Here is a 252-nt window from a genome sequence, read left to right on the forward strand (position 1 = left end):
GGCCGAGACACTGTGCGAGGAACTGTGGTCCCCGGAGCCGGGACGCACCCCGGGCGGGGCGACGGCCTCCCTGCACGCCCACGTCAGCAAGGTCCGCGCGGTCCTGGAACCCCCGCACCTGCGCCGGGGAACATTCGAGGTCCTGGTCACCGAACCGGCCGGCTACGCCCTGCGCGTGGCGCCCGAAAGCCGGGACACCGTACGCTTCGAGCGGGCCGCCGCCCAGGCACACCGGCTGCTGGAACAGGGCCG

Annotated in this window: 1 pseudogene; it reads left to right on the plus strand. The window is 74.6% G+C overall.

The window, feature by feature from the left end:
* Positions 1-252: pseudogene (locus KUM38_RS39445) on the plus strand (transcriptional regulator); the annotation flags it as partial.

Origin of the sequence: Streptomyces sp. AC558_RSS880, assembly GCF_019049255.1 — a bacterium.
Lineage (GTDB): Bacteria > Actinomycetota > Actinomycetes > Streptomycetales > Streptomycetaceae > Streptomyces.